The organism is Pseudomonadota bacterium, assembly GCA_013285445.1.
GTDB lineage: Bacteria > Pseudomonadota > Gammaproteobacteria > Xanthomonadales > Wenzhouxiangellaceae > Wenzhouxiangella.
The window spans coordinates 1,103,348-1,129,204 of record CP053448.1; the positions used below are offsets into that span (position 1 = coordinate 1,103,348).

Below are 25,857 nucleotides of genomic sequence, written 5' to 3' on the forward strand. Positions count from 1 at the left end.
GAAATGGACTTGCCTTCCCCAATAACCCTGGGCTTCCTTGGAAGCTTGGCAGCGGGCTCGCTGACCGCGATCGGCGCCTTGCCCGTGCTCTTCATGAACATCCCCTCACGAGCCACGCGCGATCTTGCACTTGGCTTCGCGGCGGGCGTGATGCTTGCAGCCTCGTTTTTCTCGTTGATCATTCCGGCACTCGATGTCGCTGAAAATTGGTTTGAGGGTGGTCCCGCCCCAGCGGCCATTGTCTGCCTTGCGATATTGCTCGGGATGGGTGCGATCGCCTTGATCAATGAGAAGCTCCCACACGAGCATTTCGACACTGGCCGCGAAGGACCGGATGTGGCTTCTTTGCGGCGTATCTGGTTATTCATTATCGCGATTGCAATCCACAACTTTCCCGAAGGACTTGCCGTAGGCGTTGGGTTCGGAGCTGACGGCCTTTCTGGCGGTCTGCCGCTGGCGATCGGTATCGGACTGCAGAACGCTCCGGAAGGTCTAGCAGTTGCGGTCTCGCTAGTAGGCGTGGGCTACTCGAAAATACGAGCTTGCTACGTCTCGGCGCTAACCGGGCTCGTGGAGCCAATTGGCGGGCTTCTCGGCGCGAGTGTCATCACTCTTTCTCAGTCGCTGCTTCCTTGGGGCCTGGCTTTCGCCGCCGGCGCCATGCTTTACGTCATCAGCCACGAAATCATCCCAGAAACCCACCGATCCGGCCATCAAAACAGGGCAACTCTCGGCCTCGCCATCGGGCTCGTGATCATGATGTTCCTCGATGTCTGGTTGGGCGGCTGATTGAGTTGCCCTGGTGAATCCGCGTGAGCGTTCGAGCCGAGCCTTCTTCGGGTCGAGCCTTTCCCGCCGCCCTCCTGGCCGCCGAATCCGGCAGGTTCGGGAGGCGGCGCCAGCGCAGGTTGATTGGACTCGAAAATGATCCGTGGCGTGAAATTGACATCGAGATCGGCCCAGAGCTCGTCCAGTGGCCGCTCCTTCGGCGCGCGCGGCAGCGCCATCCGAAACTGGTCCGGCTGCTCGAGCCAGAGGTCGACGAGCACTTGGCCGCAGTAGTAGAGTGCAGTGGCCGCCCGGTGCGGGTTATTGCTGCGATTGGCCAGTGTGATGCAGTCAAGCATGCAGGCTGACAAGTCAGCGTAGGGCTTGCGGCCCTCATTGGGCTTGCGCCTGCCGATAAAGGCAAATACCCGGTCCCACAGGCCCTGAGAATCCGGGGCCCGGGCGATGCTGACCACAGCGGCAGCCAAGGCGGCCGGGTGCGCCAGCTCGACCGGCGGGTGCGGTTTGATGAGCCATTCCAGCGCGTCATTCAGGGCCTCATCGGCCAGTGGCGAGCCTTCCAGGCTCGAGGCTCGCTTGGCCAGGATCAGTACCTTCCTGAGATCGGGCTCATGAATGACCTGGGGCTTGTCCAGCACGACCCAGCGGTCGCGCGTGATCTCCGGCGGCCGAAATCCGGTCATCGAGTAGCGTGCGCCTTTCAGGCGGCGTACGGCGGCAATCATCTCCGCTGCATCCGGGGTCGGCGGGAGCTGGAGAGAGTGGTGGTCCGGGTCTTCGTGGTGCACCCACGCTTTCGCCATGGCCAGTGTCGCCTGGAACAGGAACAGCTGGTAGAACTGGTTACGGGTCAAGCGCCGGTCGTTCTGGTGGCGCTCGATCAGCTCGCGCAGGAATCCCGGTGCGTCCGAGCCGCGCTCGTCACGGAAGACCTCGTTGCGAGCAAGGCGGCGCCAAAGCTCCAGCGTCTCAGGATAGAGCGCCAGGCTGATGAGGGCCGCCCCCAACACGCCGGAGGAGAACCACTTTGGGTGGATGTTGAACTCATCGAGCTGGCGGATCTCGCGCTCGTAGATCCGAAACGCCCATTCGCAGTCGACATACTGCTCGCCTCGCAGGACGTGGCGCGGAAGACCGCGGACTGCAAAATCCAGCATGCGCTTGAAGTTGCCGGCCCTGAATGCCTTGGAGTGGAAATGGTGCTTGCGATGCTCATTCATGGCGGGTCCTCCCGGCAAAGTCGATCACGTTGTTGGAATGGCTATGGGAAGCCGGGTGTTGAGCACGGATGCCTGTTCGCTCCGCATGCCGGCTTTCCGGCGCTCCGAACAGGCGAGTGGCAACCGTGTCGGGAACCGGCTGCATCTCGACCATGCCGCCGACCAGGCCGGCGTCGAACATCTGCTCGAACAGGTCGCCCTCGATCAGGTTGACCAGGTCCTCCGGGCCCTTGATGCGGTAGCGTTCAATGGCCTCGCGCGCCCAGGCGACCAGCGCTTCGTGGTTGTCGCGAGTTTCGGGCTGGCCCAGGGCGAGGCACATGGCCTGTCCCGGCTGAATCTGGTAGCGGTGCCAAAGGTAGTCCGCAAGAGCCTGCGGGCGGAGACGGGGAATGGACTGGTTCATCAGTCGTCCTCCTTTTTGTTGTTGTCGTTATGGGTGGAAGTGCCGGCCTGGGAGGCCAGCAGGCGCGCCATCGCCGAACCGTCCTGGCGGGTCAGGTTCGGGACATAGCGCGAATAGGTTGTAAAGAGCATCTGGGTCGTGGTGTGTCCGAGTACGCGGGCGACCCATTCGGGTGACTCACCGGCTGCGAGCATCAGCGTCGCCGCCGTGTGGCGAGTCTGGTATGGCCGTCGATAGGCCAGGCCCAGGTTGGAAAGCACCGGTTTCCAGACCCGGTTGGTGAAATTGCGGTTTTCGATCGGTGCGCCTCTGGGGGTGCAGAAGACCCATTCGATCCCTTTCGGAACGATCTTCCGCTGCGCCTCCAGCGCCTCGCGGACTGGCTGGAGCATCGGAATGTCCCGGTTGGAGTCGTAGGTCTTCGAGCCTTCCTGGAGTCGGCCCTGGACCAGGGTTTCGCGTACCAGGATCAGGTTGTTGGAGAAATCCACGTTGTGCCAGCGCAGACCGTTGATTTCGCCGCTGCGCATGCCCGTGTAGAACCGTACGGCCAGGTAGTGGCGATAGTCCGGGCGTACCCGCTCGAGAATCCGGTGGACCTCCTCGAGCGAGAACGGGTGAATGTCCGGCTTCCTTGAGCGCAGGGTCTTGATGCCCCGGTAGGGCGAAGGAAACTCGTAGCGGTCGGCGGCCTCGTCGACGATCTGGCGCGCAAAGCCCATGATCTTGTTGATTCGGGCATTGCTCAGCTTCCGGCCGTTCGGCCGGTGATTTCCAGCAATCTGCGCGCGAAAATCCAGCAGGTCCGCACGGGTGATCGAGCCGACCCGCCGGTTTCCGAATGCGGGCAGCAGGTGGCGGTTGAGCGTGACGGTGACGGTTTCCCGGTAGCTAGGCCGCCATTCCGGCTCCTTCTCCCGCATCCAGGGTAAGCGCCTACAAATCCCCACCCTTGACGTTGCCCGGCAGTAATGCGTCAATATCGTCGATGGTTTCGGCCAGTGGCAGCTCTTGAAAAACCTGACGCAGGTAGGCATAGGGCTCGATGGCGTGGCCCTTGGCGGTTTCGATCAGGCTGTAGAGGTTGGCGCTGGCGCGAGCGCCCGCTGGTGACTTGGAGAACAGCCAGTTCTTGCGGCCGATGGCGAACGGCCGGATGGCGTTTTCGATGGCGTTGTTGTCGATCGGGTAGCGGCCATCGTCGAGGTAGCGCACCAGCGCTGGCCATTGGTTGTGCAGGTACTGAAGCGCTTCGCCCAGCTTGGTCTTTGGGGCGACACGCGGCAGTGTCGTGGTCAACCAGGCGTTCAGCTGGTCGATGACGGGCTGTGACTTGTCCTGGCGCAAGCGGTGGCGCTCGGTCGGGTTCAGCGCCTGGGCTTCGCGCTCGATCCGGTAGAGCTTGCCGATCAGCGCCAGGGCCTGATCCGGGCGTCCGATCTTGCCCTTTGGCTGGAGCTTGGCGGCATCGAAGAACTTGCGCCGGGCATGGGCCCAGCAGCCCAGACGGGTGATGCCATGGTCTCGACAGGCCGCGCCATAGCCGGAATAGGCGTCGGCCATCAGGGCACCGGAGAAGCCTTCCAGGCGCGCCACGGGCACATCGCCGGCACGACTGGCTTCGTAGTGATAGACCCGCAGCCGCTGCCCTGGTGGGCCAGATCCCATGACCCACATGTAGCTGTTGCTTCGTGCCGGCTTGCCGGGTTCGTCGAGGACCTGGACGGTGGTCTCGTCCATGCCGATGACCGGGGCTTCGAGGATCTGCTCGGTCAGACGATTGATCAGGGGCTGGACCAGCTTGCCGCAGCGGATCATCCAGTTGGCCAGGGTGGTGCGGTCGAGCTCGACGCCCAGCCGCGCGAACTGCTGAATCTGTCGGTACAGCGGCAGGGCGTCGACGTACTTGGCCGTGGCGATGTAGGCCAGCAGGCCCGGTGCGGCCATCGACTTGCCCAGCGGCTGGGCGGGCTTGGTGGCGGTGGCCACATGCCCTTCGCAGCAGGGGCAGGCGTACTTCAGCCGGACGTGGCGGATGACCTTGACGCTCGCCGGAATGATATCGAGCTGCTCGGAGGTCTCCTCGCCGATGCGCTCCAGAACCGCACCATCGTGCGGACAGACCTTGTCGGCCTCGGGCAGGTCGTGAATGACTTCCTCGCGCGGCAGCTCCGGCGGCAGGGCCGGCCGGCCCCGACGCTGGCGAGAGTGCGGCTTGACAGCGACCTCGGGGGGCTCGCTTGCCGCGATCTCCTCGGCTTCGTTGAACAGGCCCAGCTGATCTGCACTGGCCTGCTCGCTGGTGCCGGCAAAGGTCTTGCGCTGGAAAGTGCGGATGATCTCTTCGAGCTGATGAATGCGCGCTTCGCGCGCCTCGAGGGTTGCCTGCTGGCTGGCCAGCTGCGCCTGGAGAGCGGCGATCTGATCGGCCGTTGAGGGATCTGCAACAGAGGCTTTGTTGACGGCCGACGACATGCAGAAAGTATAGCATAATCAATAGCATGAAGCACCACCAATCAACGAATTAGTGGCCGAAAAGTGCAGTTGTTGATGGCCCTGCATGCGCATCACATCAAAACCCTCGAGCAGCCAGTTGAACTCACGCTCGCCCCAGCGGATCACGCCGTCGGCATGCTTGCGCGGCCACTGGAACTTCGCCTTCTCCAGGCGCTTGTACCAGAGGCAAAAGCCGGTCTGGTCCCAGTAGAGCACCTTGAGCCGGTCGCGGTGGCGGTTGCAGAACACGTACAGCGCATCGGCGAACGGATCCAGGGCCATCTGCTGCTCGACGATGGCCGCCAGGCCGTCAATGGACTTGCGAAAGTCCACCACGTCGCGGTGCAGGTAAACCTTGGGCAGGTCACGAAACAGACGCATCGGCCAGCTCCCGCATCAGTTGGGCGACCCAGGCCGGACAAGCCGAGCTTGGAAGCTCCAGCGCGACACCGCGCCACGACACCGCTATCTGGCCGGTGAGCTGAGACGGCATCGGCGGCGCGACCGCGACCAGGCCCTGATGCGTATCCGCCTCGCGCAGCGCCTTGCGGCGCCGGTAGAAGGACTTCGGTGTCAGGCCATGGCGCTGACAGAACTCAGCCACCGACTCTGCGCCGGCAGCCTGCTGCGCGATCAGCTCTCGCCACTGATCGGCTTTGAGGTAACGTCTGCTCACTTGCTTGCTCCATCCTGAAAATCGATGGAATCAGCATAGTGATCTATGCGTCGTTGAGAAGAGTGTCGGTTCGTAGGCGCTTACCATCCAGGTCTCAGCGAACTCCCGGAATCGAGGCGTGCGATCGACTTCCCGGGCAGCTCCGGCCCGAGCGGGCACTGAAGCGCGATGAGCGGCCCCGCCAGAAGGCCCGACTCCTGAGAACTGCAGGGCGCGTGCGCTACCGGGGAAGGTGGCGCCGTAGTCAAAGGAACCCGCCAGAATCTCCGCTTCGATCCGGTCGAGGAGCTTTTGCACCTTGCGCCGGTTGGCGGGCGTGTTTGCCAATGCCGTTTGCTCCCGGCAGCGCTCGCCCTGATAGTAGAAATCCAGAAACAGCTTGCCGTTGTCCGAACGGGCCCGGACCTTACCCATGGCTCACGGCCCCGTTCGCCATCGGCACCAGCGGCGCGCTGTCCATCGAGAAGTTGCTCATGTCCTCCTCGATGGCTTCCCAGATGAACAGCAGCTTCCGGCCCCCGAACGGCCTGATATAGTGGATTCCCTCCAGGAGAACGGAGTCCTTGAGGCGGTTGCGGATGGTGCGCGGGTTGTAGTGGATGCGCTCAGCGAGCTGTTCAGTGGTCAGATAGGTCTTATCCATAGCGGCCTCCATAGCCTTTTGGCTCAAATGTTTCATTTTTGAAACTTTCAGGCCAAAATATAACCGCTGTTTGCAGGATGTCAAGTATTGGTGCAAAATTTTCTTTTTGTGGACGGATGGCCCAAAAGTGATACGTTTTAGGCTGAAAGAGCTAATAGCGGAGAAGGAATTTCAGGAGGGGAGGCGGGTGACCGTGCACGAAATCTCCGAAGCAACCGGAATTGCACGAACCACCTTGTCAAGAATCCTCAATCAGCCAGGATGGAGCACCCGGACCGAATATCTGGATAGGCTTTGCGCCTATTTCGACTGCCGGATCGAGGAACTGGTGGAATATGTCCCGGATACCAACAAGTAGGAAGTCCTTAGCCGGAATCCTGATGTTGGCCTGGATTGGGTATTGAGGATTCAAAGCTAGCCGCCACATGAACTCGACCCGCCAGAATTGTGCTGAGGTTTCGTGGGATTTTGGCTTCCTTAGGTATCCCCACTCCATTCAATTCGAAGGCGGTAGCGTCGAGGTCGGGGAGCAATACGCTGCGGCATGCGAAGAAATAGATAAGTATCGTCATCGCGACGGGAATCTATATCCGCCAATTCAGCGAACCGTTCCGATCGACTGGCAGACCGGAGAACATGGAGATCCGCTGGAAAATACGGAACGCCCCGCTCGCGTCTTTCCACCACCTTTGTCACATAAAATTTTTATTTCGATTCCAGCTGACGACGGCGATATCAGGCGCGGCGATGCCGCTCTCATCGTTCACCTGCTAGCGCTCCTATTCGATACACGGCTGCAGTTTGATGGCTGGAGGTTTGACGGCAAGGTGCCGATTCCTGATAAAAGCTCAATCCTCTTGCTTCGCGGCGCGCTTGAAGACTCCCTCTGCGCCATATATCAAAATTGGCGCCTCTGGTCAGAGTCGCACCGAAACTTCTTTATAAAGATTCTATACATGCACGCGCGTGCCAAAAGCTGCGAATGGTCATGGTATCGGTTTCTAACGGAATACATGGTTCTGGACGCCATCCATAGATTTTCGGTGCAACGCGGGATACTGAAGAATGAGGTTAAACACAGGGACCGCATAATTCAGATGTGTGAGCAGTTTGAGGTTCCTCAGGATGCCCGCACGATCAAAAGCATCGTAAATGTAAGAAATGAACTTATTCATGAGGCAAGCATTGAAGGTGCTCTTCCTGGCACCCGAACTGACGATACGTTTCATTTGAGCAAGTGGCTCGGCCGGCTCAATTCAAGGTAAGCGCCTACGAACCGACACTCTTCTCAACGACGCATAGATCACTATGCTGATTCCATCGATTTTCAGGATGGAGCAAGCAAGTGAGCAGACGTTACCTCAAAGCCGATCAGTGGCGAGAGCTGATCGCGCAGCAGGCTGCCGGCGCAGAGTCGGTGGCTGAGTTCTGTCAGCGCCATGGCCTGACACCGAAGTCCTTCTACCGGCGCCGCAAGGCGCTGCGCGAGGCGGATACGCATCAGGGCCTGGTCGCGGTCGCGCCGCCGATGCCGTCTCAGCTCACCGGCCAGATAGCGGTGTCGTGGCGCGGTGTCGCGCTGGAGCTTCCAAGCTCGGCTTGTCCGGCCTGGGTCGCCCAACTGATGCGGGAGCTGGCCGATGCGTCTGTTTCGTGACCTGCCCAAGGTTTACCTGCACCGCGACGTGGTGGACTTTCGCAAGTCCATTGACGGCCTGGCGGCCATCGTCGAGCAGCAGATGGCCCTGGATCCGTTCGCCGATGCGCTGTACGTGTTCTGCAACCGCCACCGCGACCGGCTCAAGGTGCTCTACTGGGACCAGACCGGCTTTTGCCTCTGGTACAAGCGCCTGGAGAAGGCGAAGTTCCAGTGGCCGCGCAAGCATGCCGACGGCGTGATCCGCTGGGGCGAGCGTGAGTTCAACTGGCTGCTCGAGGGTTTTGATGTGATGCGCATGCAGGGCCATCAACAACTGCACTTTTCGGCCACTAATTCGTTGATTGGTGGTGCTTCATGCTATTGATTATGCTATACTTTCTGCATGTCGTCGGCCGTCAACAAAGCCTCTGTTGCAGATCCCTCAACGGCCGATCAGATCGCCGCTCTCCAGGCGCAGCTGGCCAGCCAGCAGGCAACCCTCGAGGCGCGCGAAGCGCGCATTCATCAGCTCGAAGAGATCATCCGCACTTTCCAGCGCAAGACCTTTGCCGGCACCAGCGAGCAGGCCAGTGCAGATCAGCTGGGCCTGTTCAACGAAGCCGAGGAGATCGCGGCAAGCGAGCCCCCCGAGGTCGCTGTCAAGCCGCACTCTCGCCAGCGTCGGGGCCGGCCGGCCCTGCCGCCGGAGCTGCCGCGCGAGGAAGTCATTCACGACCTGCCCGAGGCCGACAAGGTCTGTCCGCACGATGGTGCGGTTCTGGAGCGCATCGGCGAGGAGACCTCCGAGCAGCTCGATATCATTCCGGCGAGCGTCAAGGTCATCCGCCACGTCCGGCTGAAGTACGCCTGCCCCTGCTGCGAAGGGCATGTGGCCACCGCCACCAAGCCCGCCCAGCCGCTGGGCAAGTCGATGGCCGCACCGGGCCTGCTGGCCTACATCGCCACGGCCAAGTACGTCGACGCCCTGCCGCTGTACCGACAGATTCAGCAGTTCGCGCGGCTGGGCGTCGAGCTCGACCGCACCACCCTGGCCAACTGGATGATCCGCTGCGGCAAGCTGGTCCAGCCCCTGATCAATCGTCTGACCGAGCAGATCCTCGAAGCCCCGGTCATCGGCATGGACGAGACCACCGTCCAGGTCCTCGACGAACCCGGCAAGCCGGCACGAAGCAACAGCTACATGTGGGTCATGGGATCTGGCCCACCAGGGCAGCGGCTGCGGGTCTATCACTACGAAGCCAGTCGTGCCGGCGATGTGCCCGTGGCGCGCCTGGAAGGCTTCTCCGGTGCCCTGATGGCCGACGCCTATTCCGGCTATGGCGCGGCCTGTCGAGACCATGGCATCACCCGTCTGGGCTGCTGGGCCCATGCCCGGCGCAAGTTCTTCGATGCCGCCAAGCTCCAGCCAAAGGGCAAGATCGGACGCCCGGATCAGGCCCTGGCGCTGATCGGCAAGCTCTACCGGATCGAGCGCGAAGCCCAGGCGCTGAACCCGACCGAGCGCCACCGCTTGCGCCAGGACAAGTCACAGCCCGTCATCGACCAGCTGAACGCCTGGTTGACCACGACACTGCCGCGTGTCGCGCCAAAGACCAAGCTGGGCGAAGCGCTTCAGTACCTGCACAACCAATGGCCAGCGCTGGTGCGCTACCTCGACGATGGCCGCTACCCGATCGACAACAACGCCATCGAAAACGCCATCCGGCCGTTCGCCATCGGCCGCAAGAACTGGCTGTTCTCCAAGTCACCAGCGGGCGCTCGCGCCAGCGCCAACCTCTACAGCCTGATCGAAACCGCCAAGGGCCACGCCATCGAGCCCTATGCCTACCTGCGTCAGGTTTTTCAAGAGCTGCCACTGGCCGAAACCATCGACGATATTGACGCATTACTGCCGGGCAACGTCAAGGGTGGGGATTTGTAGGCGCTTACAATTCAAGGCTTATTTTCGCTGTCTCAGGCTACCGGAATGAGTTCGTGCGCTCGGGTTGGTGGTTTTTCGGCTGGCAGCGATTTAATAAAGCCGATCGAAATTGTCGCTGAGGGCCTTGCGGCCAAATGCGAAACGGGGAATCTGATCAAAACTAACAGGTGTTTCCGCACGCTACGCTTGCGTCCAAGTGGCCAACTTTCAACCCGCTCGAGTCTGAATGCCTTCGTGCATGGTTTCGATCTGCTGGAAAACAGCTTCTACGACATCTTCCTTGCCAGTGAATAGCTCATCTGGGCCGGCGTGGTGAAGACGGGTAAAAGGAGGTTCGTAGAGCGCCTCCGGAGGCATGACACCGCGGGTGGTGAGTTGGTCGACGATCATCTCGACGAAGCGGATCTGGTCTGGGCTGAGGCTGCGGTCGTTCAGGAACTCGGCGAATGCTTCCTGGGCTGCAGATCGGTCCATACCGACCAGGCTTCTGACGAACCAAGCCAGTGAAGGGGCGCCGTTTCGTTCGAGCAGGTCGTTGAGCAAGCGGGGCCCGTCTTCGTCGCCGATCTCGCTCAACGTCTGTTCCAGCCCCTCTAAGTCAGTCTCGGTCAGCGGCTGGTTGGTGCGCAGGCGGTGGATGACCAGGTGGTCCTGGTGATTTTTCAGGTATTCGCGGACCTTCTTCTCGTACTGCGCTCCCGTCATCTGGGGCATGGGGACAACATCCTCGTCCCGGATGTCGCGGACCTCGTCCTGGAAGTTGGTGTAGATGACCGTGCGTTCCTTGCGCTCGAGTAGCGGCACCAGGCCGCGCAGGCGCAAGCGCAGGTCTTCGAGCAGCTCCAGGTTCGTGCCTTCCCACCACTGGGCTTCCTGAACGGCCGCGAGAAGGCCGAGTTGCTCCTTGACGGCGGGAATGTTGGTCTTGTCTTCCAAAAGGCCGGCCAGCTCGACGACGCGCTTTCTGTGGCGCTCGAATGTGCCGGTGTCAGCCTCAATTAGCGCCAGTTGCAGGCGCAGGGCAGTCAGGTCGAACAGGCGCGATTCGATGTCGTCGTTGGGTTGCTCGCTGGGCAGTCCGGCCACCTCGTCGTGCAGTACTTGCCGGTCGGTGTCGTTGATCCGCTGCCAGGCGCCCAAGTCGTTGAATCGCTCGATCGCCTCCAGGTGCATTCGGACGATGAAATTGTCGTGATTCATGGCCCGTACCTGGCCGTGCAGGGTGTCGACCAGGCGATTGTGCAGGTGCTGGTCGGGGTCAAAATCAGGCGCGGTCTGCAGGTGGGTGAGGAGGTCGACTCGGGCGCGGAATAGGCGCTCGCCCAAGGGCGCGCTGGGGTGGGCCTCGATGCCTTTCGGGTTCTCGCGGAAGAAATCGAAGTTGAAGCAGAAATCGAACACGCGGAAGTCTTGTTTATCCTCGCCGGGGCCGAACAGGTCCGGTCGCAGACGGGTGCCCCGGCCGATCATCTGCCAGAACTTGATCTTGGAATACACCGGCTTGAAGAACACCAGGTTGGCGACGTCGGGCACATCGATGCCGGTATCGAGCATATCGACCGAGATGGCGATGTGCGGCGGCTTGTCTGGGTCGGAGAAGTCGTCGATCAGGCTCTGGGCGTACTTGACGCGGTTGTCGATCACGCGCGCAAATGAGCCCTGGAGGTGCGGGTAGTGGTGGTCAAAGCGCTTCTCGATGAACTCGGCATGGTCGTGGTTGCGCGCGAAGATGATGGTCTTGGCCAGGCGGTCGCCGCCCTCGACGTGGTGGCCGTGTTCCATCAGGTGCTGGAGCACCTTGTCGACGGTGTCCTGGTTGAACAGCCACTGGTTGACGGCGCCGGCGTTGACCTGGCGGGGCAGGCCGGCCTCGTCGACATCGTCACCCCAATCCAGGCTTTCCCATTCGGCCTTTTCCTCGTCGCTGAGCTCGTCGTAGTGAATGCCCTCGCGTGGGAACTTGAGATCCACCTGCTGCACCCTCGGCGGCACCAGGAAGCCGTCTCGCACGGCCTGGTCGAGTTCGTAGGCGTCGGTGGGCACGCCGGGTTCGAGGTCGAACAGCTCGTAGGTGTTTCGATCCACTTCCTCGCGCGGAGTGGCGGTCAGGCCAACCAGCAGGGAGTCGAAGTAGCGGAAAATGGCGCCGAACTTCTGGTAGACCGAGCGGTGGGCCTCGTCGATGATGACCAGATCGAAATGGCCGACGCCGAAGTGGGCCTCGCCGCCGTCGCTCGCGTCGATCAGGTTCATCATTGTCGGGTAAGTACATGCGTACACCCGGCCCTGTTGGTCTTTCTCGGTGACCAGGTTGACCGGGCTGGACTCGGGCAGGTGGGCCTTGAACGCGCCGACGGCCTGGTTGACCAGCGAGACGCGGTCGGCCAGAAACAGTGCGCGCTTGACCCAGCCGGCGCGCTGCAGGGCATCGACCAGGGCGATGGCGGTGCGCGTCTTGCCGGTTCCGGTGGCCATGACCAGCAGGGCCTTGCGGCGCGCGCTGGCGAACTGCTCGAAAATCTGGGCGATGGCGCGTTTCTGGTAGTAGCGCCCGGCAATTTCGTCGTTGACTTCGGCCACGGCCAGGCTCTGACGCTGCTGGCGGCGCAGGATCAGGCGTTCGAGCTCGGTTTTCTTGTAGAAGCCGGCAATCTCGCGCGGCGGATAGGCCTGGTCGTCCCACAGCCAGGTCTGGTAGCCGTTGGTGTAGAAGATGATCGGACGTTGCCCGTGCATGGCCTCCAGACAGTCGGCATAGAGCTTGGCCTGTTGGCGGCCGGTGGTTGGGTCGATGGTTGAACGTTTGGCCTCGACGACGCCCAGCGGCTTGCCGTCGTCGCCCCACAGCACGTAGTCGACGTAGCCGGTGCCCTTTTCGTTGGGCATGCCGGTGACTTCGTACTCCCGATCGTGTGGGGCGTCCAGCGTCCAGCCAGCCAGGCGCAGGCTGGTGTCGATGTGCAGCCTGCGGGTGTCGGCTTCCGACAGGTCGATGTCCAGCGGCTTCGATTCGCTCTCGGCACGGATCTCGGCGATCTGCGCGCGCAGCTCCTGCAGCTCGGCATCGAGCGCGTCGCGCTCGCGCTGGCGGCGGAGCGCGGTCTCGTTCTGTTCAGCGAGTTGCTGTTCCAGGGCCTCCAGCTCGGCGCGTGGCACTGCTTCTTCGGGTTTGATCGGGCGCGGCACGCGCTCGTCGCTGAAGGCCGCCCCCGCGCGCGAGACGTCCGGCGTGTAGGTGCGCACCAACCAGTAGCACAGGTGGTGCAGTTCCTTGACGACCTGCAGCGCCTCGGATTGATGGATCTTGCGCTGCTGGTGCACGGCCAGGTTGCCGACCTTGAGCACCAGCCGTGCCTTCTGAAACAGCGGCGGCGGCAGTAAATTCTGGAAGCTGGGCTCGTGAATCAGTGCGCCGAGCTTCTGGTCGTAGGGCATGCGCAGCGCCGGATCGTGGCGATACAGCCAGTGGACCAAGGCCTCCAGGCCGAAGCGGGCGTGGAAGCATGCCGCACGCGGGTCGCCGAACACATGACCTTCCGCCCGCCGGGCCGCCTCGCCAATGGCGCTGAAGCGGTCGGGTAGGAAGGCGAAATTACTCATAGCTTCGGCAGCTTACCGGGCGTGTACCGCGAAATAAAGGCTCGTGCGGAGGCATGGAGGAAGCGGTTTGTTGATCAAATCTGGCCGGATTTGAGCAACAACGGATCTTGTTGCGCAGGAGTGAGCAACAAGCTCGAGCTCAACGAGACAGGTAGAAGTCATCGACATTTCCCCCCGAAACTGTCGAAATAAGCCGATTCTATCGACGCATCGAGCTCCTCGAAACTCGGTCTTTGGGCATCTTGCAGCCTCATCGGGGCAGACGTCGGGCCGGCTGGATCAGCTCCCCCATCACGCGTCGTCCCACTGCCTCAAAGGTCTCGAGGCTAGGGCGATGGCGGGCAAGCAAGCCGGTGATGCAGGTATGGTGGGCTTCTTCGAGATCCTCCGAATGCTTGGGCTGGAGCATTTGTTCCAGGCCGCTTCCTATGGTTGCAAGCCAGGGACCGCAGTCATCGGGGAATCTGGTGTTCAGCGCAGTTCCCCAGGCTTCGGGCCATGACCCAATCGCGTCTTCATCCTCTTTTTCTGCCAGAAATGCCAGCGCGAGCACCCTGCCCAGATCCTTGCTGGAGCGGCGAATGCGCCGCCCGGCAATCAGGCCGGACATGGTTTCGGTTCCGAGTTTCGGGTGGTGGAGCAGGTTGGCCAGGGCCATCATTTCCGGCCTGGCGATCTTCAGGCCGGAATCAGTCGGAAGCGGATCGAGCTCTGCTAATGCCAGAAAGTGGAAGCTGCACAAGGCGAAGTGCCCGAAGTCAGTCTCCAGGCGCTGAAATTGCCGGCCCTCCTGCTGACCTTCTTCAGGGGATGAAAGTAGTTCCAGAAACCACTGATCCTCCTCGGGCGGCACAAGGCGAACGACCGGCAATTGCTCGGTTGGGTCGCTGGCGTCTCCCGGTTGCGACCACTCTGTGCCTTCCCTCATTCGCCAGCCATTCTTCAGCAGCGCTTCGGCAGTCTTCCGTCCCGAGGCCTGCGCGCGCAAGTGGGGCGAAAGCAGGCAGTCGATGTCTTTGGTTCTGACCGGTTCCTCGTCGTCCGGAGAGACGAAACGAGCCGCGGCCGCGAGGCTGCCGATGATGATGACATCGTCCCGAACCTCTTCCGGCAGAGCGGCGGCCAGTTGTCGGAGCGTCCCGTGGGGTGAGGTCAGCATGGATTCACGCTCTCGCCGTGTGGCGGGTTCTACCCTGCTCGAAGGCCTTGATCAGCTCTTCGGTTTGGGCTTCCAGTCGGGCATCGTGCAGGGCCAGCAGGCAAGTGACCGGATCGGCCCAGCGCGTGTCGGCTTGCGGGTCGTGCTGGAAAAGGGGTTCGGCGCGGTGGACCGGCCAGATCACCAGAGCCGGGTTGGCAGTGCTGAACGGTGCGGGTTCCAGCGCCGGATCGATCTGCCGGGCCAGTTCCTTTGACTGATCCAGCAGTTTGCCGCTCACGCAGATATCCAGGCGCGAATACCCTACGAGGTCGAATTCGGGATCATAGTGATGTGCGGCATGAATACCTCCGATCGCGGTCTCGGGCAGAGCGAGCTTCCGAAGGCGCTTCAGCAGGCTTTCCGGCGTCCGGGCCAGTTCCGTCGCCACGGTGAACTTTCGGCAGAACTGGCCGCGCTCGTACGCGCTGACGAAGCGGCTCCACTCCTGTCGCGGGAAATGCTTCAGCTCGACCCGTCGATCCGAGTGGCGCTGGATGCTCCGGCCCAGCTTGTCCAGAGCATCGGCCACCGTGGGGTAGGTGAGGCCGGTGGCCGCACCGATCGATTTGGTGGTCATCGGCCCCGTGCCGAGCAGGTAGGCATTGACCAGGTGCTCGAAGACCAGGTCCTGGGCAGCGGGGCGGGGGGACCGAGTGGCGGATTTCTTTGTGAAGTTCCCCGGTAGCGCCTGGTCCAGGCCGTTGACTTCTTCCTCGCTCAGCCCCGCCTCTCGTAGGGCCGCGCGCAGGGAATCGTGTTCTGGAAGCTCGAGAATCCGCAGGCGTTCGTACACTGCGGGCTTCAGGGCTTTCCCGGCGCTCGACGCTTCCTCCTCCAGGCGCTGGGCGCTGAGCCGGTTGTCCAGGAGCAATAGGAACCCGCGGTGCTCTGGATGGTCGGCCAGCCACCCGGCCAGTTCCATCAGCGCCGCACGCAAATCCCGCACGGCGTGAGGCCTGAGGACAGGCAGCACGGCAAGATCCAGCCAGGTGACCAGATTGGAGTGGCTGCTGCGAATGGCTATCTCCTCCAGTGGTGGACAGCGCCGATTTAGTATACCTTAAACTTGCACTTTAACATCAAACATGCACTTTAATATTAAAGTTGCACTTTGATTCTTGGCCGGTGTGGGCACGGCCCCGTGCGAGAGAAGTGGTTCTAAAGCTCCCCGGCGAACGCGCGCGCCTGCAGGGCGGCGAACAGGGTGTCGAGTTCGTCCAGGTGGGCGCGCAGGCGGGATTGTTGTTGTTCAACGGATTGGGCTATTGCTTTGAAGTGCTTCTGGGTGGCCATTGGTGGAATCGGGGCTTCATAGCCGGCAAATTGTTTCCGATTCAACTTCGGTATATTCGCACGCCTCGAGAAACTGGCTACGTAGTCGAGAAAAGCCTTGCTCCGAAGCAAGAGCCAAAGGTACTCCTTGGTAATCACACTCTCGTCAGGGCGCACAGGGTAAACGTCGGCACTGCAAAGGCATTTTTCCTTCACAAGAGCAACCTTGTTTAGGTAGGGTCGGATCTTTGAATATAGGATTTCTCCCGGCGAGCAAAGAAACTTCCCGCTCTTCAGTTGTTCCTCAAACGCCGTCTGTGCTGGGAGTAATTCGCCTGAGTCTTTCTTGATTCGATCTGGGCCATAGTGAAGTAGCCCTTGGAATTCAGCCTGTCTGGGATCGACCATGGGCGCCTCGATTGACGTGACATCACCCAGCGAACTTGTTTCCCACTTCCTGGGGTTCGCTGCCGGGTCCCCGAACATCTCCAGAAAGGTCGATTGCAGCAGGGTGTCGAGCTCGGCGAGGGTTTCACGGCGTTTGGCGCGCAAGGCATCGGCAGTATCCAGGATGGCGGCGATGCGTTTCTGCTCGGGAAGTGGAGGTATTGGCACCTTGATCTTATAAACTTCAGGTGGCCTGGCGCGAAGCAGCGACCCTCCCACGCCCGAGACAGTGCGCATGAATGCCTTATGGAATCCGTCGCAGACAAGGAAGTGGCGTAGATAATTTGGCCAAACTTCTTCACTGCGGAAAATGATCCATTCACCAGAGGCAATCTGACGATGGCCATTAGCCGGGCCCACCACCCAGGAGCGGCGAATGTGCGGGACAATTCTCGAAATCAGGACATCGTTCGGCTGTACAGCTTTTTTCGAAGAGCCAATCTCGGACCCTTGCACGATATCTGGCTGGCCAGTATCAAAAGCGGGGATGCTGAATAGCTCGAAAGTCTCGTCAGGATGCTTTTTTGGATTGACGGAGCCGCCACGTCGTACGGCTAAATCCCCGAGCTCGACTGATTTCCAGGTCACTTGAGGAGGCCCTCCAGCTCCTGTTTTCCCTGCACAATTTCTTCTTCCAACTCCGCCAGTCGCTCCAGGATCACTTCCGGTGGATCGTACTCAACCGTCTCGTATTCCACTTCCTTGTAGCGGTTGATGGACAGGTCGTAGTCGTTGCCGGCGATCTCGTCCTTCGGCACCAGGAAACTCTGCTCGGTGCGCTGACGCTTGGCCTCGGCTTCCAGGTTCTGCCAGCGCTTGAGGATGTCGGGTAGGTCGGTCCTGTCGGGCTGCGGTGTGCGCTTGTCGTCCAGGGAGAAGCCGTCGGCGCGCATGTCGTAGAACCAGACGCTATCTGTACCGCCGGAGTTTGTCTTGGTGAATAGCAGGATGGCGGTGCTGACGCCGGCGTAGGGCTTGAACACGCCCGAGGGCATGGAGATGACCGCATCAAGCTTCTGATCTTCGACCAGGAGCTTGCGGATGGTCTTGTGGGCCTTGCTGGAGCCGAACAGCACGCCATCGGGCACGATGACGGCAGCCCGGCCGCCGGTCTTGAGCAGGCGCAGGAACAGGGCGAGGAACAGCAGTTCGGTCTTTTTTGTCTTGACGATCTGCTGCAGGTCGCGCGCGGTAGATTCATAATCGAGGCTACCGGCGAAGGGCGGATTGGCCAGGATCAGCGTGTAGCGCCCGGCGTCGTCCTCGGTCGATTCGGCCAGGGAGTCCTTGTAGCGAATATCGGGGTTCTCGACGCCGTGCAGCAGCATGTTCATCGAGCCGATCCGCAACATCGTCGTATCGAAGTCGTAGCCGTGGAAGGTGCCCTCGTTGTAGCGGCGGCGGCTGGCTTTGGAGCGGTAGATCTCGTCGCCGTGGTGGTCATGCAGGTATTCGGCGGCGCCGACGAGATAGCCGGCGCTGCCGCAGGCCGGGTCGCAGATGATGTCGGCCGGCGTCGGCGCGGTCATTTCCACCATCAGCTTGATGATGTGGCGCGGGGTACGGAACTGGCCGTTCTGGCCGGCGCTGGCGATCTTGCCCAGCATGTATTCGTACAAGTCGCCCTTGGTGTCGCGGTCGGCCATGTCGATGTCGTCGAGCTGGTCAACCACGTTGGCCAGCACCCGGGGCGTGGGCATCATGAACAGGGCGTCCTTCATGTGGTGGCTGTAGGTGCTGCCGCCCTCGCCAGCCTCGCCGACCCGCTCGCCGAGCGATTTCATGAACGGAAAGACCTCGTCACGCACGACCTCGAACAGCCGCTCCGGCGCCATTTCGCGGAAATGCGACCAGCGCAGATGCTGCTGGCCCTCCCCGAAAAGGCGCGCCCGCGAGTATTTCCCGGTGCGGCGGGCCTTGTTTTCCTCGCGCTTCTCGATCTCGTCCAGGCGCTTGATGAACAGCAGATAAGTGAGCTGCTCGACCACCGACAGGGGGTTGGAAATCCCCCCGGCCCACATCGTGTCCCAGATCTTGTCGACCTTCGATTTGATCTCGCCGGTAATCATTTCTGCTCCTGACCTTGTTCCCCCGAGGTTGGGCCATGATTTTAGCGGCTATGTCCTGACAGGAAATAGGGGGCTGGGGAGCGGAGGGCGTCGGGCACAGTGGGGCAGGAGTCGAATCCCGCCCGTTGGTGTCACGAACCGGGCACGAATTGGGTACAGAATGGGCGCAAGATCGATCTGACGCGCCAGGGAGAGGGCTCCCAGTCGGCCGGGGAGGGCGTCAGGAGTTCGGCGTCTTGGGGTGTATCTGGCTGATCTGAAACGAAAAACGCCGGCGCGAGGGCCGGCGTTCTTGCGGGATTCGGCTGGTCGGGGTGACTGGATTCGAACCAGCGACTCCTGCCTCCCGAAGACGAAATGCGGTAGCCCCCGGAGGCAGGAACGGGCGGAGGGCGAGGTTGCCGACCCCCCCCCGTTGGCATAGGGCCGATGGTCTCCGCAGTAGCCAACAATTGGGTCGCGGTTGCTTGCATGTTAATATCGAATCGCTATGCAGCAAGCGATCTGCAAATTATTGGCTTTGAGCATACTTCTTGCCGGACTCGGCTGGAGTATGGATGGTCACGCGGTCTTCGCCGAAGCTCATGAGGAGATTCCGAGCCAGGCCGAACACGACGATCATCAAGGTGATCAGCCGGGCGGTGAGCTATGTGACCATCACTGCCACGCCGGATCGCATCTTGTTGCCGTACCCGTTCTGCACGGCCTGCTGCCCCCGCGAAACCGTGCGGCCTCGCTGACGGACGCGCTCCGGCTTCCGACTTCCAACGGTCGAGACTCCCCCTTCAGACCCCCTATTTCCTGAGTTCCGTACCAAGCACCGTGCGATGGCGGCCCGATCCCGGTCGTCGTTGATCGCAACCGTACGCTGAACGAAAGGAAATCGTATCCATGCAATCTGCGAATCGTGCCCGCATGAGCGGGCGTGCGGCAGTGGCTGCAATGACTGTAGCCATTGCCCTGATGGTGCCGCTGTGGGTGGCGGCCCAATCCGGGCAATCTTCTCCGGAAGGCACACTGACCCTCGACGAGGCCGTTGCCACGGCCATGCAGAACAATCTCGAGCTGCACGCCGCCCGGCAGGAAATCCTGACCGCGCGCGCCCGGCTCGAACACGCCAGTCGCTGGGCGCCCTCTAATCCCCGGATCTCGGTCAAGCAGCGCCGGCGCAACCCGCCCGGGCCGGGCGGGACCAGTACCGACTTCGGCGTCGAGCTCTCCCAGGAGCTGTGGATCGGCGGCCAGCGTGGCCTCAATCGAAGCGGCCGCCAGTCGGAGGTCGAGAGCGCTCGGGCGATGATCCAGTTCCTCGAACTGACGGTCGCGGCGCGAACGCGACGAGCCTTTCTCGACCTGATCGTGGCGCGTGAGTCAGTTGAGACCGCGCAACGCGCCGTGACCGTGACCGAAGAGATCCAGCAGACCACGCTCTCGCGCAAGGAAGCCGGCGAAGCCACGCGAATCGAGGTCAACTCCGCCGCCATCGGCGTCGGCCGCGCAAGATCGGCGCTGGCGGAGGCCCGGGCCGACGCGAACGGCGCACGAGCGCGCTTACGCGAGCTGATGGCCGACAAGGTCCCGGAAGACATTGAGCTCTCGGGTGACTTCAATCTGCGGGCGCTGGACCTGCCACCCCGGAGTGAGCTGCTCAATCGGGTCGTGGGCCATCGTGGCGACCTGGCCGCGGCGGCCGCCGATATCGCTGCGGCGGAAAGCGATCTCGCCCTGTCGAAGCGCCAGTTGATCCCGAACCTGACGGTTTTCGGGTTCTACGAACAGGAGGAAGAAGAGGACATCACGGGCGTGGGCGTGTCCATGCCGCTGCCGGTGCTGCATCGCTACGGCGGTGAGCGCAAGGAGGCGCAAGCGGATCTGAGAAAGGCCCAGATCGAGCGCGACGCCCTGCTGCTGGAAGTCCGAATTGGTCTCGACCGGGCCATCGAGGACTACCGGGTTGCCAAATCGAGAATCGAAGCCGTTTCCGAACAGGTGCTGGCGTCGGCCGAAGACAACGTGCGGCTGACCTACGAGGCCTTCCGCGCGGGCGAAGTCGGCATCACGGCCGTCTCCTCGGCACAGGAAGCGCTGCTGCAGGCGCGCCGTGCCTATCTGGAGGCCCGCCGCGCCTTCATTCGGGCGGCCACCGATCTCGAGCGCACCAGCGGCGGCCTGCTCGTCGTTCACGGCCGCCCGGCCGAAGCGGAAACGAGCCCGGAAGACGAAATCAACGAGAAGGAATCCTGATCATGCGACCACTGAAGATGCTGTTGGGCCTGATGCTCGTCGCCGCTTTGAGCGGTTGCGGCGACAGCGAAACGGGCCGGGAAGACGAACACCAGTCCCACGATGCGCCGGCTGCCGAAAGCCACGAGGGGCACGATGATGAGACCGAAGCGCATGAAGACGAAGAATCGGGGCACGAAGACGAAGCGGCACACGGCGAGGACGAACGGTCCCGCAATCTCGAACTCACCGCTGCCCAGCAGCGTCGACTGTCGATCCAGGTCGAGGAAGCGACATCGGGATCCGCGAGCGACGCGGTTTCTGCGCCCGCCACCCTGACCTATGACAAGGATCGAATTGCGCGGGTCGGGCCGCGCCTGGACGCCAAGGTCGTGCGTGTCATCGCCGATCTCGGCGTTCGTGTCGAAGCCGGCGACCCGTTGGTCGAACTCGACAGCGTGGCGCTGGGCAAGGCCAAGGCGCGGCACCTGACCACGCTCGCGCGTCTCGAGACGGTTCGTGCCCAGTACGAGCGCGAGCGCGAACTCAACGAGAAGGACATCACCAGCGACGCCGAGCTTCAGGAGGCGCGCGCGCTCCTCGCCGAGGCGCGGGCCGAGCACGACGCGGCCGACGAGGAGCTCAGGCTCTACGGCCTGTCGCCGGAGGAAATCGACTCGGTCCAGCCCGATGCCGATGTACCGCTGTCTCGCTATGTCCTGACCAGTCCCATCGACGGAGCCGTTCAGCACCGTGACGTCGTGCCCGGTCAGACCGTCGGCGCCAATGAAACGCCGGTGACGATCGTGGACACCTCGAACATGTGGCTGATGATCGAGGCCAGCGAATCCGATGCCGGGGCGCTCCGCCCGGGTCAGCCCGTGGATCTGACGGTGCGCAGCTTGCCGGCAACGCGCTTCGAAGGCGAGCTGGACTGGGTTTCCAGCAGCCTGGATCGAGCATCCCGCACGCTCACCGCACGCGCCGCAATCGCCAACCCGGATGGCTTGCTGCGCGACGGCATGTTCGGCACCGCCCGCATCGAGGTCGGCGAAGCCGCCAACCGCACGCTGGTGCCGCTCGATGCGGTGCAGGAGCTCGAAGGCGAAGACATCGTTTTCGTGCCCGGCGACAAGTCCGGCCACTTTCGAGCCGTTTCCGTCTCCGTCGGTGCCGAGAACGACCGTGTCGTCGAGATCCTCGAAGGCCTTGCACCCGGTGACCCGGTCGTGGTTTCCGGCGCCTTCGATCTGAAGTCCGCGCTGACCGCTGCCACCCGCAGCGCCGCCCACTCGCACTAGGAGCGTTTCATGATCGATGCAATGATTCGAACGGCGCTGTCCAACCGCCTGCTGGTGCTGGTGTTCGCCGCGGCGGTGCTGATCGCCGGGATCTTCGCCTTTCGCAGTGTCCCGATCGATTCCTTTCCGGACGTCACGCCCACGATGGTGCAGGTCTTTACCGCCAGCCCCGGCTTGTCGCCGGAGGACGTCGAAACCCAGATCAGCTATCCGGTGTCGATTGCGATGTACGGCCTGCCTGGCCTCGAGCGCGTCCAGAGCACGTCCATCTTTGGCCTGTCGCGCGTCAATATCTACTTCGAGGACGGCACGGATATCTACTTCGCCCGCCGGCTGGTCAACGAGCGGCTGGCCCAGGCGCGCCAGGAGATTCCCGAAGGCATGGGCAATCCGCAGCTCGGGCCGCTGACCACCGGCCTGGGGCGCGTATTCATGTACACCGTCGAGAGCGTCGACGGGGCCGACTACACCCCCACCGAACTGCGCGAGGCGCAGGACTGGATCGTCAAGCCCCAGCTCCGCACGGTTCCGGGCGTGACGGGTGTTCTCTCGATCGGCGGTTTCGAAAAGCAGTACCAGGTCAATCTTGCCCCCAAGGCACTGGCGGCGCGCAACCTGACCGTGGGCGACATTCGCGCCGCGTTGGCCGCCAACAATCGAAACGTCGGTGCCTCCTTCATCCAGCGCAGCGGCGAGGAGTACATCGTGCGCGGCTATGGCTGGATCGATTCCGGCGAGAAGGGACTCGACGATCTGCGCAACATCATGGTCAGCGAAGCGCAGGGCACGCCCGTTTATCTCGGCGACATCGCCGAGATCGAATTCGGGCCGGCCATTCGTCGCGGCACCCTGATGAAAAACGGCGAAGAGGGCGTGGGCGGCTTTGTCCTCAAGCTGATCGGAACCAACACCCAGGATCTGTTGACGGCCATCGAGGCCAAGGTTGCGACCATCAACGACGCCTTGCCGGAGGGTATGCGGCTGGAACCCTACTACTCGCAGGCCGACCTGGTCGGCAAGGCCGTCGGCACGGTCGAGAAGGCCTTGCTGGAAGCGGCCGTGCTGGTCCTCGCCCTGCTATGGCTGTTCCTGGGCAATGTGCGATCGACTCTGATCGTGATCATCAGCCTGCCCTTGTCGGCGCTGGTGGCCTTCATCGCCATGCGATACGTCGGCATGTCGGCCAACCTGATGAGCCTGGGCGGACTGGCCATCGGGATCGGCATGATGGTGGATGGCTCCGTGGTGATGATCGAAAACATCTTCCGACACATGGAGGAGCGGCAAGACGAAGATGTGACGCTACCAAGGCTTGTGGGCGAGGCCGCCCGCGAAGTCGCCAAGCCGATCGCCTTCGCCATTGCCATCATCATCATCGTCTTTCTGCCGCTGTTCACGCTCGAGGGCGTGGAAGGCAAGATGTTCTCGCCGATGGCCTACACCATCAGCTTTGCGCTGGCCGGGTCATTGATCGTCGCGCTGGTCCTGGTTCCGGTGCTGACCACGCTGTTGTTCAAGAAGGACAGCGTGCACGGCGAGCCTCGCCTGGTCGGCTGGCTGAGAAAGGGCTATCGACCGCTCCTCGATGCGGTGGTGGCGTATCCAAAGCGCACCGTGGCCGCCGCCCTGGTGCTGTTCGCCGGCGGACTGGCCCTGTTTCCCATGCTGGGCACAGAGTTTGTTCCCACCCTGCGGGAAGGTACGTTCCTGGTGCGATCAACCCTGCCGCCCGGCGCCAATCTGGATACCGCCAACGAGTATGCCGGGCGGGTCGCCGACGTGATGCGGGAGTACCCGGAAGTCACCGGCGTCTATGCCCGCGTCGGCCGGGCCGAAGTCGGCGGCGATCCGGAGCCGGTCAACGTCGTCGCCTCACTCGTTGCGCTCAAGCCGCTCGATGAGTGGAAGAGCGGCCGCGACTACGAGGAACTGCAGACTGCCATGGCCGAGCGCCTGTCCGATGAGGTGCCGGGGCTGGCCAACAACTTCTCGCAGCCGATCCAGCTTCGTACCGACGAGCTGCTGTCGGGGATCATGGCCGAGGTCGTCATCAGCATCTATGGCGAGGACCTCGACGAACTGGCGCGCATCGGCGAGGAAGTAACCGCCATCGCCCGCGAGGTGCCTGGTTCGGCCGACGTGCGCATGCAGCAACAGGGCGGCAAGCCCCAGATCGTTGTCCGGCCCGACCGTCAGGCGCTGGCGCGCCACGGTATCTCCCTCGACGAGATCTTTGGTGTGGTCGAGACCGGCATCGGCGGGGCAAAGGCCGGGCAGGTCTTCGAAAGCATCCGCCGCTTCGACATCTTCGTGCGCATGGAAGAGCCGGCGCGGACCAGCGTCGACGATATTCGCAGCCTCAACTTCCGCACTTCCGCCGGGGCGCTCATCCCGCTGTCGCAGATCGCCGATATCGAGGTCTACCGCGGGCCCAAGAAGATCTCGCGCTCCAAGGCCAGTCGTCGACTGTTCGTGCAGCTCAACGTGCGCGGCCGCGACATGGGCAGCGTAGTCAGCGACATCCGCCAGCGCATCGCCGAGAAAGTGGAGATGCCGGCCGGATACTTCGTCGAGTACGGCGGTCAGTTCGAGAATCAGGAGCGTGCCATGGCCCGGCTCTACGTGGTCGTACCCATTACGCTCGGCCTGATCTTCCTGCTGCTGTTCATGGCCTTCTCCAGCGTGCGCTACGCGGCTTTGATCTTTCTCAACGTGCCTTTCGCGGTTACCGGCGGCCTGTTTTCGCTGTGGGTTTCCGGGCAATACCTGTCGGTTCCCGGCGCGGTCGGGTTCATCGCCGTATTCGGTGTGGCCGTGCTCAACGGCGTGGTCATGGTGTCCTACATCAATGAACTGCGCGAGCGCGGTCGCTCGCTGGAAGAAGCCGTGCGCCTGGGTGCCGAGCGGCGCCTTAGGCCCGTGCTCATGACCGCCTCTGTCGCCATTCTGGGCCTCATCCCGCTGCTACTGGCCAACGGCATCGGCGCCAATGTGCAACGCCCGCTGGCCACGGTGGTCGTCGGCGGCCTGGTCACCTCCACGGCGCTGACGCTACTGGTGCTGCCCGCGGTCTATCGCTGGTTCGCCGAACCGCGCAGCGAAGTCGACTTCAGCTGAAGGAGAGATGCAACCATGTTCGAAATCAAAGCCTACATCCGACCTGCATTGCTCGACCGAGTCATCGATGCGTTGGGTCAGGTGGGCGGGCATCACGGTATTGCCGTGGTGCCCGTCCAGGAGTATGGCCATGCGGCCGACGAGGGCGACGGGCTCGTCAGAGCCAAGATGATCAAGCTCGAAGTCAATGCCGAAGCCGATCGCGTCGACGCGATCGTCGAGCTGATCCTGTCTGATGCAAGAAGCTGGGAGGGTCATGTCGGCGATGGCATCGTCACGGTCAGTGAGTTGCGGTCGGCCCGAAAAATCGAGGACGGTAAGGAAATCGATTAGCCATTCGCCGAGACAATCATCGGCTGCTTCACAGGTCTCGATTCCCTCACTGCCGGAAAAAGTGCTGCGCTTCAGCAGTGCGAGTTGGCGCAGGAAGATTGCCGAGATGAGGGGTAAAACGAGTGGTTTGTCCCATCCGCCTGTTCGTTCCGGACAGACCAGCCAATATTTCATGGGCGGCCCGACTCCGGGCACGGCCGGGCAGGTGTCGAATTCGCCCCGTTGCTGTCACGAGCCGGGCACGATTTGGGCACAGAATGGGCACAAGATCGATCCGGCGCTGCAGGAAGAGGGATCCCGGTCGGCCGGGGAGGGCGCCAGGAGTTCAGGGGCTTAGGCTGTATCTTTATGATCCGGAAAGAAAAACGCCGGCTCGAGGGCCGGCGTTCTTGCGGGATTCGGCTGGTCGGGGTGACTGGATTCGAACCAGCGACTCCTGCCTCCCGAAGACAGTGCTCTACCAGGCTGAGCTACACCCCGACG

23 protein-coding genes and 1 tRNA gene are annotated in these 25,857 nt (G+C 62.3%); 10 read left to right on the forward strand and 14 right to left on the reverse strand.

Annotation, left to right across the window (positions count from 1 at the left end; translation table 11 throughout):
- Positions 1–3: 3 nt before the first annotated feature.
- Complete coding sequence (locus tag HND55_05040) at positions 4–789, forward strand: ZIP family metal transporter (protein QKK02079.1); 786 nt, start codon at positions 4–6, stop codon at positions 787–789.
- Here HND55_05040 and HND55_05045 read toward each other — a convergent pair.
- From HND55_05045 to HND55_05080, 8 genes are read right to left on the reverse strand one after another with little or no spacing between them, the layout of a single operon-like run.
- Entirely contained in the window at positions 714–2,009 is a 1,296-nt protein-coding gene (locus tag HND55_05045; GenBank protein QKK02080.1) for a hypothetical protein, read from the reverse strand. The two genes, HND55_05040 and HND55_05045, sit on opposite strands and share 76 nt — an antisense overlap.
- Positions 2,002–2,415 carry a hypothetical protein gene (locus tag HND55_05050; GenBank protein ID QKK02081.1) on the reverse strand — a complete coding sequence of 138 codons (414 nt, stop codon included), beginning with the start codon at positions 2,413–2,415 and terminating at the stop codon, positions 2,002–2,004. The genes HND55_05045 and HND55_05050 overlap by 8 nt, the downstream gene beginning before the upstream one ends.
- Entirely contained in the window at positions 2,415–3,338 is a 924-nt protein-coding gene (locus tag HND55_05055; protein QKK02082.1) for a site-specific integrase, read from the reverse strand. The genes HND55_05050 and HND55_05055 overlap by 1 nt, the downstream gene beginning before the upstream one ends.
- A 13-nt stretch (positions 3,339–3,351) precedes the next feature.
- Positions 3,352–4,890, reverse strand: coding sequence for an IS66 family transposase (locus HND55_05060; GenBank protein ID QKK02083.1), 1,539 nt, complete (start codon positions 4,888–4,890; stop codon positions 3,352–3,354).
- Between the two features lie 18 nt (positions 4,891–4,908).
- A complete protein-coding gene (tnpB, locus tag HND55_05065; GenBank protein QKK02084.1) occupies positions 4,909–5,292 on the reverse strand; it encodes an IS66 family insertion sequence element accessory protein TnpB in 384 nt (127 codons plus the stop codon).
- Positions 5,276–5,587 (reverse strand): hypothetical protein, encoded by a 312-nt coding sequence (locus HND55_05070; GenBank protein ID QKK02085.1) that lies wholly within the window; start codon positions 5,585–5,587, stop codon positions 5,276–5,278. The genes tnpB (HND55_05065) and HND55_05070 overlap by 17 nt, the downstream gene beginning before the upstream one ends.
- A gap of 30 nt (positions 5,588–5,617) precedes the next feature.
- Positions 5,618–6,001 (reverse strand): DUF3596 domain-containing protein, encoded by a 384-nt coding sequence (locus HND55_05075; protein ID QKK02086.1) that lies wholly within the window; start codon positions 5,999–6,001, stop codon positions 5,618–5,620.
- Entirely contained in the window at positions 5,994–6,230 is a 237-nt protein-coding gene (locus HND55_05080; GenBank protein QKK02087.1) for a hypothetical protein, read from the reverse strand. The genes HND55_05075 and HND55_05080 overlap by 8 nt, the downstream gene beginning before the upstream one ends.
- A gap of 127 nt (positions 6,231–6,357) precedes the next feature.
- On the opposite strand from HND55_05080, the gene HND55_05085 reads away from it, so the two are divergent.
- From HND55_05085 to HND55_05105, 5 genes are all read left to right on the forward strand, one after another.
- Positions 6,358–6,588: a helix-turn-helix transcriptional regulator gene (locus tag HND55_05085; protein ID QKK03996.1), complete on the forward strand. Its 231-nt coding sequence runs from the start codon at positions 6,358–6,360 to the stop codon at positions 6,586–6,588.
- Positions 6,589–6,655: 67 nt separating this feature from the next.
- A complete protein-coding gene (locus HND55_05090) occupies positions 6,656–7,495 on the forward strand; it encodes a hypothetical protein (GenBank protein ID QKK02088.1) in 840 nt (279 codons plus the stop codon).
- A gap of 80 nt (positions 7,496–7,575) precedes the next feature.
- Entirely contained in the window at positions 7,576–7,887 is a 312-nt protein-coding gene (locus HND55_05095) for a hypothetical protein (GenBank protein ID QKK02089.1), read from the forward strand.
- The gene (gene tnpB / locus HND55_05100) at positions 7,871–8,254 is read left to right on the forward strand and encodes an IS66 family insertion sequence element accessory protein TnpB (GenBank protein ID QKK02090.1); all 384 of its coding nucleotides are present in this window, start codon (positions 7,871–7,873) and stop codon (positions 8,252–8,254) included. Before HND55_05095 ends, tnpB (HND55_05100) begins: the two co-directional genes overlap by 17 nt.
- An 18-nt stretch (positions 8,255–8,272) precedes the next feature.
- Positions 8,273–9,811, forward strand: a complete 1,539-nt coding sequence (locus HND55_05105) for an IS66 family transposase (protein QKK02091.1) — start codon at positions 8,273–8,275, stop codon at positions 9,809–9,811.
- A gap of 207 nt (positions 9,812–10,018) precedes the next feature.
- Here the strand turns inward: HND55_05105 and HND55_05110 are convergent, their stop codons facing one another.
- From HND55_05110 to HND55_05130, 5 genes are all read right to left on the reverse strand, one after another.
- Positions 10,019–13,411 carry a DEAD/DEAH box helicase family protein gene (locus HND55_05110; GenBank protein ID QKK02092.1) on the reverse strand — a complete coding sequence of 1,131 codons (3,393 nt, stop codon included), beginning with the start codon at positions 13,409–13,411 and terminating at the stop codon, positions 10,019–10,021.
- Positions 13,412–13,661: 250 nt separating this feature from the next.
- Positions 13,662–14,570 (reverse strand): hypothetical protein, encoded by a 909-nt coding sequence (locus HND55_05115; protein QKK02093.1) that lies wholly within the window; start codon positions 14,568–14,570, stop codon positions 13,662–13,664.
- A 4-nt stretch (positions 14,571–14,574) separates the two neighbouring features.
- Complete coding sequence (locus HND55_05120) at positions 14,575–15,585, reverse strand: hypothetical protein (GenBank protein QKK02094.1); 1,011 nt, start codon at positions 15,583–15,585, stop codon at positions 14,575–14,577.
- 185 nt (positions 15,586–15,770) lie between these two features.
- On the reverse strand, positions 15,771–16,919 hold the full coding sequence (locus HND55_05125; protein ID QKK02095.1) for a restriction endonuclease subunit S: 1,149 nt from the start codon (positions 16,917–16,919) through the stop codon (positions 15,771–15,773).
- A complete protein-coding gene (locus HND55_05130; protein QKK02096.1) occupies positions 16,916–18,400 on the reverse strand; it encodes an SAM-dependent DNA methyltransferase in 1,485 nt (494 codons plus the stop codon). The genes HND55_05125 and HND55_05130 overlap by 4 nt, the downstream gene beginning before the upstream one ends.
- A gap of 891 nt (positions 18,401–19,291) precedes the next feature.
- On the opposite strand from HND55_05130, the gene HND55_05135 reads away from it, so the two are divergent.
- Genes HND55_05135 through HND55_05150 form a run of 4 tightly spaced genes read left to right on the forward strand, consistent with a single transcriptional unit; the run spans position 19,292 to position 25,374 of the window.
- Positions 19,292–20,644 (forward strand): TolC family protein, encoded by a 1,353-nt coding sequence (locus tag HND55_05135; protein QKK02097.1) that lies wholly within the window; start codon positions 19,292–19,294, stop codon positions 20,642–20,644.
- Positions 20,645–20,646: 2 nt separating this feature from the next.
- Positions 20,647–21,924, forward strand: coding sequence for an efflux RND transporter periplasmic adaptor subunit (locus tag HND55_05140; protein QKK02098.1), 1,278 nt, complete (start codon positions 20,647–20,649; stop codon positions 21,922–21,924).
- Positions 21,925–21,933: 9 nt separating this feature from the next.
- The gene (locus HND55_05145; GenBank protein ID QKK02099.1) at positions 21,934–25,041 is read left to right on the forward strand and encodes an efflux RND transporter permease subunit; all 3,108 of its coding nucleotides are present in this window, start codon (positions 21,934–21,936) and stop codon (positions 25,039–25,041) included.
- 15 nt (positions 25,042–25,056) lie between these two features.
- Entirely contained in the window at positions 25,057–25,374 is a 318-nt protein-coding gene (locus tag HND55_05150) for a P-II family nitrogen regulator (GenBank protein QKK02100.1), read from the forward strand.
- A 403-nt stretch (positions 25,375–25,777) separates the two neighbouring features.
- Here HND55_05150 and HND55_05155 read toward each other — a convergent pair.
- Positions 25,778–25,854 (reverse strand) — tRNA-Pro (locus tag HND55_05155).
- Positions 25,855–25,857 lie beyond the last annotated feature (3 nt).

Bases quoted from the DNA above. Each gene is read 5' to 3' on its own strand.
- HND55_05050 (QKK02081.1), bottom strand. From the start codon at position 2,415: ATGAACCAGTCCATTCCCCGTCTCCGCCCGCAGGCTCTTGCGGACTAC.
- HND55_05145 (QKK02099.1), top strand. From the start codon at position 21,934: ATGATCGATGCAATGATTCGAACGGCGCTGTCCAACCGCCTGCTGGTG.
- HND55_05135 (QKK02097.1), top strand. From the start codon at position 19,292: ATGCAATCTGCGAATCGTGCCCGCATGAGCGGGCGTGCGGCAGTGGCT.
- HND55_05060 (QKK02083.1), bottom strand. From the start codon at position 4,890: ATGTCGTCGGCCGTCAACAAAGCCTCTGTTGCAGATCCCTCAACGGCC.
- HND55_05045 (QKK02080.1), bottom strand. From the start codon at position 2,009: ATGAATGAGCATCGCAAGCACCATTTCCACTCCAAGGCATTCAGGGCC.
- HND55_05105 (QKK02091.1), top strand. From the start codon at position 8,273: ATGTCGTCGGCCGTCAACAAAGCCTCTGTTGCAGATCCCTCAACGGCC.
- HND55_05075 (QKK02086.1), bottom strand. From the start codon at position 6,001: ATGGGTAAGGTCCGGGCCCGTTCGGACAACGGCAAGCTGTTTCTGGAT.
- HND55_05055 (QKK02082.1), bottom strand. From the start codon at position 3,338: ATGCGGGAGAAGGAGCCGGAATGGCGGCCTAGCTACCGGGAAACCGTC.
- HND55_05115 (QKK02093.1), bottom strand. From the start codon at position 14,570: ATGCTGACCTCACCCCACGGGACGCTCCGACAACTGGCCGCCGCTCTG.
- tnpB (QKK02084.1), bottom strand. From the start codon at position 5,292: ATGCGTCTGTTTCGTGACCTGCCCAAGGTTTACCTGCACCGCGACGTG.
- HND55_05140 (QKK02098.1), top strand. From the start codon at position 20,647: ATGCGACCACTGAAGATGCTGTTGGGCCTGATGCTCGTCGCCGCTTTG.
- HND55_05150 (QKK02100.1), top strand. From the start codon at position 25,057: ATGTTCGAAATCAAAGCCTACATCCGACCTGCATTGCTCGACCGAGTC.
- HND55_05080 (QKK02087.1), bottom strand. From the start codon at position 6,230: ATGGATAAGACCTATCTGACCACTGAACAGCTCGCTGAGCGCATCCAC.
- HND55_05040 (QKK02079.1), top strand. From the start codon at position 4: ATGGACTTGCCTTCCCCAATAACCCTGGGCTTCCTTGGAAGCTTGGCA.
- HND55_05130 (QKK02096.1), bottom strand. From the start codon at position 18,400: ATGATTACCGGCGAGATCAAATCGAAGGTCGACAAGATCTGGGACACG.
- tnpB (QKK02090.1), top strand. From the start codon at position 7,871: ATGCGTCTGTTTCGTGACCTGCCCAAGGTTTACCTGCACCGCGACGTG.
- HND55_05090 (QKK02088.1), top strand. From the start codon at position 6,656: ATGAACTCGACCCGCCAGAATTGTGCTGAGGTTTCGTGGGATTTTGGC.
- HND55_05110 (QKK02092.1), bottom strand. From the start codon at position 13,411: ATGAGTAATTTCGCCTTCCTACCCGACCGCTTCAGCGCCATTGGCGAG.